The organism is Vagococcus fluvialis, assembly GCF_048815235.1.
Taxonomy (GTDB): domain Bacteria; phylum Bacillota; class Bacilli; order Lactobacillales; family Vagococcaceae; genus Vagococcus.
Genome location: NZ_JBMEAO010000015.1, coordinates 87,602 through 94,658, shown reverse-complemented (window position 1 = coordinate 94,658; position 7,057 = coordinate 87,602). Strand labels below are relative to the sequence as shown.

The following is a 7,057-nucleotide window of genomic DNA, read 5'->3' as shown; positions in this document are numbered from 1 at the left end:
AAACTACGTATCACTATTTGTCTCAAAGGAAATGCTTTTAAAACACCAAAAAAGATCTAGAAAACTTTTGTTTTCTAGATCCTCATTCTTACTATTTACTCTCACCAACACTAGTTGACAAAGAGCCTTTTTAAATAGACTTAATCAAGCTATCGAAGTAGATGACATTGAAGTGATAGTAAAAGAAGCAGACACAATTATTTCCAAAAATTTTTTAGAAATGACTAAAAATGACATTAGTTTTAATATTAAGAAAATGTATGAAGATAAGTTACTAACAGAAAAAGAAATGAATGATCTTTTAAATAGACTTAGTCAAGTAACCACAAGAGAAGACGCGGAAGCTATATTAGATGAGGCAAAAAAAATTAGTGATAATTATTTTTTAGAAATGATTAAAAATGATATTAGTTTTAATATTAAGAAAATGTACGAAGATAAGCTACTAACAGAAAAAGAAATGAATGATCTTTTAAATAGACTTAGTCAAGTAACTACAAGAGAAGAAGCGGAAGCTATATTAGATGAGGCAAAAAAAATTAGTGATAATTATTTTTTAGAAATGACTAAAAATGATATTAGTTTTAATATTAAGAAAATGTACGAAGATAAGCTACTAACAGAAAAAGAAATGAATGATTTTTTAAATAGACTTAGTCAAGTAACTACAAGAGAAGAAGCAGAAGCTATATTAAGTGAGGCAAAAAAATTAAGTGACAGTAAAGAATTAACAAAGGGAGCATTTGCTGATAAGTATATAAATATAAAAACTCAAATAGAATTATTAATAAAGAATGGAGATTTAACAAAGGAACAAGGTAGTTCTTTCTTAGAAAAAGTAGAAAAAGCGAAAACAGTAGAAGAGTTAGATACTATTTGGCAAGAAGTTGAGAAACAAGTAGAAACAAATAAAAAAGCAACAACATCTAGTACCGAAAAAGAGACAAAAAAAGATTCTAAAACAACAAATCAATTACCCAAAACTGGGGAAAGCAAAATTAATATAGGTTTAGTAAGTATTGGTTTTGTTTTAATTTTATCTTTTGTAGTAATTATATTTAAATCAAGAAAATTTAATAATTAGTTATTTAACCTTATGGTAGATATAATCTCTATTATTAATAGCTAAAAAGCCCTCAGAGTCGTTCTGAGGGCTTTAAATATTTTATAAGGCAATTATCTTCTATATTTTGCTATTAAAAACGTCAGAGTAAACATAATTGACGTTATAACTAGTAAAATAAGGCTAATTGATTTCTATAAATTTATTAATAGTACTTATAAAATTTTGATAATCAGATTTAGATATTTCATGTCCAGAGTTTTCAAAAGTAATTGTTTTAACTTGTTTTAAGTTTTGTTTGTATACTTTTATGTGTTCTTCAGTTAATTTTGAATCACTCTCTTTACCTTGAATTACTAAAACTGGACAGTTTATTTTTTTCAAATCTTCAGTTAAGTCTATGCTATGAAAATCATTAAAAATATTTTCTAAATGAGCTTCATCGTATCCAAAGCTTGCAGTTTTATCAATCCAATTTTTTGAAAATGAATTAAATTTAAACGGATAATCTAAAATAATTAAACTTCTTACACTCTCAGGATATTTTACAGCAGTTTCTATAGCTAGAAGAGCTCCCATAGAATGTCCAACTAAATGAATTTCATTTAAATTATAATGATTTATTACAGTTTCTATATCAGAATAATAGTTTTCAAAAGCAAATTTACCCAAAGGCATATCACTCTTTCCATTTCCTCTTAGACTGATAGCAATACTATGCATAGGATAAAACTCTTTTAATTCAGTTTCATATTGATCAGCCGATCCAAGCATACCTGGAATAAATAATAGACTAGGTACTTCTTCTGTTTTTATTCCGGATTCTAAAAAATGAATTCTAACATCGTTATTATGAATATAATTGCTATTAATTACCATAAATATTCTCCTAACGTTTTATTAAAGTGTATCACGGTTAACATAATGTGGCATTATATAAAGTTGATTTTGATGGTAAAATTAACATAAAGAAGTGTTTATTTTAATATGATATAATTTTTATAAAGAGATTGCTGTAACCAGTCAAAATTAAGACACTATTTTCCCCCCTAAGAAAGGATGATCGTTATGATTTTACTATTAGTAATACTATTGATGTTAATACTCACTCTTCTAGTCTCTGGAACTCGTATCTACAAAGATCTACGTCAAAAAGGAACAACCCCTATAATGGCTATATTTAAGTCTTTCATTCTACTACTCCCATTCTAACCAAGTATCAATTCAACTGATTTATCAGATACCAGACAGACCTGCTATTATGATAAAAGTAGTCCATAGAAAACCTAAGACTAATATCACTCCAGAAATGAAACCTAAAATTTTGATATTTTTCCCCTGCTTAAAACTCACTACTAAGAATATAACTCCTACTAACCAAATCAAATAAGTTAAGGAGATTCCTACCCAATACCAAACTAACGTATTTCCCCAATAGGCCATTCTTTGAAAAATCGAACTCATCTGAAATACAACTAATCCACATACATATGACATTAATAAATATATTCGTCTTGTTTTTATAGAATTCATTCCTTACCTCCAGCTTAATCTGATAGTTTCTTCCATGTATAAAAATCATTTCCATCTTATGTTATACTTTATTTAAAAGAGGTGATGACATGTTTCAAAATAACGATAGCTTAACTAATTGGTTGTTCCTTGACGTTTCTATTAGCGGATTGTTACTTGCTGTTGCTTTGTTTATGAAACGTTCTAATGGCTTATTTTTTGCTAGATCTATTACACAATATAAGAAGGATAAAAATAACCCAAATTATGAAAAAGAACGCTATATTGGAAGTACTACTTCTGACTATTTATTAAAGTATGTTCCTCCGATTTTTATTGGCTTTTTGATTTTATTGATTCTTAAAACACTTCATATTATTTAATCGTACTAAAATTACAGTTCTTCAATTACGTTCATAAAACTTTTATAATCAATCATTTCTAAGTTTGATAAGTCATACGGAAGATGTACATCAAATAGATTTTGCTGCTTGTCCGTTACATAATAAATCTTTTTCTCTAATGAAACTGCTAAGCCTAATTCAAAAAAGGTAGTAGCATCTATCTCTCCAGTTATATACACAAATAAACTATTCTTAATAGCGTCCATTGTTTTATTTACCGAGTCATTCATACCAGTGACTACGGAGAAATCTCCTATAAAACCAAATGAATAGGATTCTTCCTCCTGTAAAAAAACAGTTGGATTCTCTTGTATGATAGGATTTGTTGAAATTTGATAGATATATTGGCTTTTTGACATTAGATTCACTCCTTAATAATTTAATGATGGTTATTTTCAAATGTATAATACATAAATCGTTTTGGATCTGCCATAAAGTTTTTCATGAACTCAACATTTTCAATTTCTTCATAATCTATTAATTGAATACTTTCAGGTTTAATATTATAAATATCAGCATCAGGATAAGCTGTGAGAACTGGAGAATGTGATGCTATGATGAACTGAGAACCTTGTTTGATTTGTTCATCAATCATATATAGTAACGTTAGCTGATTCTGAGGACTAAGTGGTGTTTCTGGCTCATCTAATAAATACAAACTATTAGGTGTCAATCTGCTTTTAAACAAAGCTAAGAATGATTGCCCATGAGACATTTTATGAAGCTCTTTCGGATAACTTCTTTTTAAGGCATCTAAAGAATTTTGATAAGGTTGTCTCTCAAAAGCAAGTTTATGGACACCTCTTTCGTCCAACCGATTTAAGTCTTCTTCTAACTCTTTTCGCAATTTTTTATTTTCTCTAACAAAACTAATAAAGTCATCTGCTCTGAAGAAAAAGCCGCTTTTAGATTTAACATCCCAATGAGATTTTAAAGACTCAGATAGTCTAGAAATGGTTTCGTATTCAGGGTCATTTTCATATAGTTCATTAGTTAATTGAGGTATTTGATTTTGAATCGCAATCGCTTGAAGAAGTGTGGATTTCCCAATACCATTATCTCCAACTAGAAAAGTTAATGGTTTTCTAAACTCTATTTCTGGTGTATTTTTTAACCATTTTAGATTAAATGGATAGTCATTCCTTTTTTGAAATGGCTCCATTTGGATTATTTTTTTTAACACCTAAGCCCCCCCTTATACGTATTACTTTTTAATTTATACTCATATTATTACCTTAAAAACACTGATATATCAAGCCTTACAAACACTTTTGAAGCATATTCTTTAATTTGCTCTCAGAGCCTTTTTAAGGAGGTTTTGGATGTGCTTTTTTCTTTATTCGACAAAATGGAAATCAGATTTTTACTAACTCTTAAAACTCTTATTGATACCCTTTTAGCTTATTTAAAAACCCTCAATAGAAATTGAGGGCATTTTACTTATTTTCTTTGAGATAACCACTTAATTAATTTCCAAAGACCAAACACACATAATCCAAATATAATAATGAGAATAACTAACGTCAATGTCGCGTACATTTTAATTCTCCCCTTTTATTACATTATACCACCTATTTTTGTTAAGGATTTTAATTTAAGTAAGGGTTACTCATCTTCTATTTTCTTTAATCTCATGAAAGAAAAAATTAACATCAGTACGCCAAATAAAACACCACTCAACAGACTCGATTTAATATGACTCCAAGAAGTTAATTCTGCTACAAAAGAACCACCGTCCATCATGATCGTACTTAAAGCATTTAAGAAATGTATCGTTATAGCAAAATAAATAGTGGCACCTATGTTTTTGATAATTAATTTTCGCTTTGTTACTTTCATTTTATCTTCTTCTACTTCAATATCTATTAATTTTAATCGAGATGTTTTCCAAACGATATAGCCACTAATACCCATAAAAACAACTATGTTACTTCCCGCTAAAGCTAATAATGCTCCTTGAGGATTATTTTCAATAAACAGAATAGCTATAAAGGTTGATAAAAGAATATAACCGTATAACAACATAAAAGCTTTATTACCAATTTTATCAATTTCTCCTCTACGATACTCGTCTATAACTCCTGTAATCCCATAAAAACGCTTAATCAATTTAATAGTTAAACTTTCTTTCGCTTCCATTTCTATTCATCCTCCAAAAAATTCAATTTACAGTTTACTTATTCTTCTATTTTCTTTAGTTGTAACAAATTCGTCCCTAACAATAGAAGACAGATAAAAATTCCACCTAATAAACTTGTTTTAATATGTGACCATGAAGTTAATAAATCCTTATACGATTCACCTGATACAGCAACTGAAATTAATGGCATTACAACATAAATCATTATCGCAGTATAAAGGCCATTTCTTAGACTTTTTTTAATCAGTCGTTTCTTCTGCGCTTGATAATTTTTCTTTTCGACTTCAATATCTTGCAGTCTTAAGTCCGCCGTTTTTATAAAAATATAACCTGTGATAATCATAAATAATAAAAAATTACTTCCTAATAACGCTATTAATGCTTCTCTTGGATAGCTATCTATAAATAAAGTAGCTATAAGAAGTGATAGTGGTGTGTACATATAAAAAATCATAAAAGCTTGATTACCAACCTCGTCAATTCTACTTTTACGATACTCATCTAACACCCCAGACACATCATACATTCGTTTTATCATCTTAACTGTTAAACTCTCTTTACTCTCCATCCCCTTCTACCTCCCAAAACAAACTATTTAAATCAGTTCCTAGCACTTTTGCTAAACGAATACACAAGTCTAGTGACGGATTATATTTATTATTCTCAATTAAATTAATCGTTTGTCTAGCCACGCCAATTTCTTGGGCTAAGACACTTTGAGACATTTTCATTTCAATTCGATAAGCTTTTACTCGGTTCATCTCGCTCTCCTTTGTCATATATATGTGACAAACAAAGCATACGCCTGCTTTTTAAAAATGTCAAATATATATGACAAAAAAGAGGCTAATCTTGTTAGATTAACCTCTTTTCTCTATTCTGGTTTAAACTCGCCTCTTTTAAAAGCTGCAAGAATTTCTCTTACTTCATCTGTTGATTTAGTTCCCATTAATTTCACACGTAAATCACTTGCTCCTGGGAAACCTTTCACATAAATTTTAAAGAATCTATGTAAACCAACAATTGATCGTGGAACTAATTCACCATATTTATCTTGTAAATCAATTTGTAAATTCAATAAACCTAATAATTCTTCTGATGTATGCTCTTTAGGTTCTTTTTCAAAACAGTATGGATTTTTAAATACGCCACGACCTATCATGATGCCATCAACACCATATTTTTCAACTAACTCTAGTCCCATTTGACGATCCAAAATGTCTCCATTAATCGTAATTAACGTATTAGGAGCTACCTTATCACGAATCGCCATAATTGCAGGAATCATATCAAAATGAGCATCTACTTTACTCATTTCTTCACGCGTTCTTAAGTGGATAGATAAGTTAGCAATATCTTGTTTTAAAAGATGGGTAATCCAAGCTTCCATTTCAGATAATTCTTTAAATCCAAGGCGCGTTTTTACACTTACTGGAATCCCACCAGCTTTGGCGGCTTCAATTAAGTCAGCTGCTGTTTCAGGTCTTAAAATCAGACCACTACCTTTTCCTCTATCTGCAACATTTGGAACTGGACATCCCATATTAATATCAATTCCTTTAAAGCCCATCTCGGCCATTCCAATACTCATTTCACGGAAAAATTCAGGTTTATCTCCCCAAATATGAGCTACAATTGGTTGCTCGTCTTCAGTAAAAACTAAGCGTCCTCTAACACTATCACGTCCATCTGGATGGCAATAACTATCTGAGTTGGTAAATTCTGTAAAAAAGACATCTGGTGCTCCTGCCGTTTTAACGACATGGCGAAAGACAACATCTGTCACATCTTCCATTGGTGCTAAAATAAAAAAAGGCTTTGGTAATTCTGCCCAAAAATTGGTTGTCATTATATATGCTCCGTTTCTCTTAAGACTGATTTTCTTTGCTCATTATACTAAGAAAAGTAAGAAGAATCAAAAAGATGTACTTGCAATAG

The 7,057-nt window shown here is 29.8% G+C and carries 10 protein-coding genes; 2 read left to right on the top strand and 8 right to left on the bottom strand.

The window, feature by feature from the left end:
* The first annotated feature begins 172 nt into the window (after positions 1-172).
* Positions 173-1,084 (top strand): LPXTG cell wall anchor domain-containing protein, encoded by a 912-nt coding sequence (locus tag ACODH8_RS10935; protein ID WP_420517732.1) that lies wholly within the window; start codon positions 173-175, stop codon positions 1,082-1,084.
* 162 nt (positions 1,085-1,246) lie between these two features.
* Here the strand turns inward: ACODH8_RS10935 and ACODH8_RS10930 are convergent, their stop codons facing one another.
* Both ACODH8_RS10930 and ACODH8_RS10925 read right to left on the bottom strand, forming a co-directional pair.
* Complete coding sequence (locus tag ACODH8_RS10930; RefSeq protein ID WP_332466793.1) at positions 1,247-1,942, bottom strand: alpha/beta hydrolase; 696 nt, start codon at positions 1,940-1,942, stop codon at positions 1,247-1,249.
* Between the two features lie 357 nt (positions 1,943-2,299).
* Entirely contained in the window at positions 2,300-2,596 is a 297-nt protein-coding gene (locus ACODH8_RS10925) for a hypothetical protein (RefSeq protein WP_332466792.1), read from the bottom strand.
* A gap of 89 nt (positions 2,597-2,685) precedes the next feature.
* On the opposite strand from ACODH8_RS10925, the gene ACODH8_RS10920 reads away from it, so the two are divergent.
* Positions 2,686-2,958: a hypothetical protein gene (locus tag ACODH8_RS10920; RefSeq protein WP_332466791.1), complete on the top strand. Its 273-nt coding sequence runs from the start codon at positions 2,686-2,688 to the stop codon at positions 2,956-2,958.
* Between the two features lie 11 nt (positions 2,959-2,969).
* Here ACODH8_RS10920 and ACODH8_RS10915 read toward each other — a convergent pair whose 3' ends face one another.
* From ACODH8_RS10915 to ACODH8_RS10890, 6 genes are all read right to left on the bottom strand, one after another.
* Entirely contained in the window at positions 2,970-3,338 is a 369-nt protein-coding gene (locus ACODH8_RS10915) for a hypothetical protein (protein ID WP_332466790.1), read from the bottom strand.
* Positions 3,339-3,358: 20 nt separating this feature from the next.
* Positions 3,359-4,162, bottom strand: a complete 804-nt coding sequence (locus ACODH8_RS10910) for an AAA family ATPase (protein ID WP_332466789.1) — start codon at positions 4,160-4,162, stop codon at positions 3,359-3,361.
* A 422-nt stretch (positions 4,163-4,584) separates the two neighbouring features.
* Positions 4,585-5,118, bottom strand: coding sequence for a DUF3278 domain-containing protein (locus tag ACODH8_RS10905; RefSeq protein ID WP_332466788.1), 534 nt, complete (start codon positions 5,116-5,118; stop codon positions 4,585-4,587).
* Positions 5,119-5,156: 38 nt separating this feature from the next.
* Positions 5,157-5,687, bottom strand: coding sequence for a DUF3278 domain-containing protein (locus tag ACODH8_RS10900; protein WP_332466787.1), 531 nt, complete (start codon positions 5,685-5,687; stop codon positions 5,157-5,159).
* Positions 5,677-5,880, bottom strand: a complete 204-nt coding sequence (locus tag ACODH8_RS10895; protein ID WP_332466786.1) for a helix-turn-helix transcriptional regulator — start codon at positions 5,878-5,880, stop codon at positions 5,677-5,679. Before ACODH8_RS10895 ends, ACODH8_RS10900 begins: the two co-directional genes overlap by 11 nt.
* Positions 5,881-5,993: 113 nt before the next feature.
* Positions 5,994-6,968, bottom strand: coding sequence for a tRNA-dihydrouridine synthase (locus tag ACODH8_RS10890; protein WP_332466785.1), 975 nt, complete (start codon positions 6,966-6,968; stop codon positions 5,994-5,996).
* Positions 6,969-7,057: the final 89 nt, after the last annotated feature.

Excerpts from the sequence above, each read along its gene's own strand:
- ACODH8_RS10930 (WP_332466793.1), bottom strand. The coding sequence starts at position 1,942 with ATGGTAATTAATAGCAATTATATTCATAATAACGATGTTAGAATTCAT.
- ACODH8_RS10925 (WP_332466792.1), bottom strand. The coding sequence starts at position 2,596 with ATGAATTCTATAAAAACAAGACGAATATATTTATTAATGTCATATGTA.
- ACODH8_RS10920 (WP_332466791.1), top strand. The coding sequence starts at position 2,686 with ATGTTTCAAAATAACGATAGCTTAACTAATTGGTTGTTCCTTGACGTT.
- ACODH8_RS10915 (WP_332466790.1), bottom strand. The coding sequence starts at position 3,338 with ATGTCAAAAAGCCAATATATCTATCAAATTTCAACAAATCCTATCATA.
- ACODH8_RS10905 (WP_332466788.1), bottom strand. The coding sequence starts at position 5,118 with ATGGAAGCGAAAGAAAGTTTAACTATTAAATTGATTAAGCGTTTTTAT.
- ACODH8_RS10900 (WP_332466787.1), bottom strand. The coding sequence starts at position 5,687 with ATGGAGAGTAAAGAGAGTTTAACAGTTAAGATGATAAAACGAATGTAT.
- ACODH8_RS10895 (WP_332466786.1), bottom strand. The coding sequence starts at position 5,880 with ATGAACCGAGTAAAAGCTTATCGAATTGAAATGAAAATGTCTCAAAGT.
- ACODH8_RS10890 (WP_332466785.1), bottom strand. The coding sequence starts at position 6,968 with ATGACAACCAATTTTTGGGCAGAATTACCAAAGCCTTTTTTTATTTTA.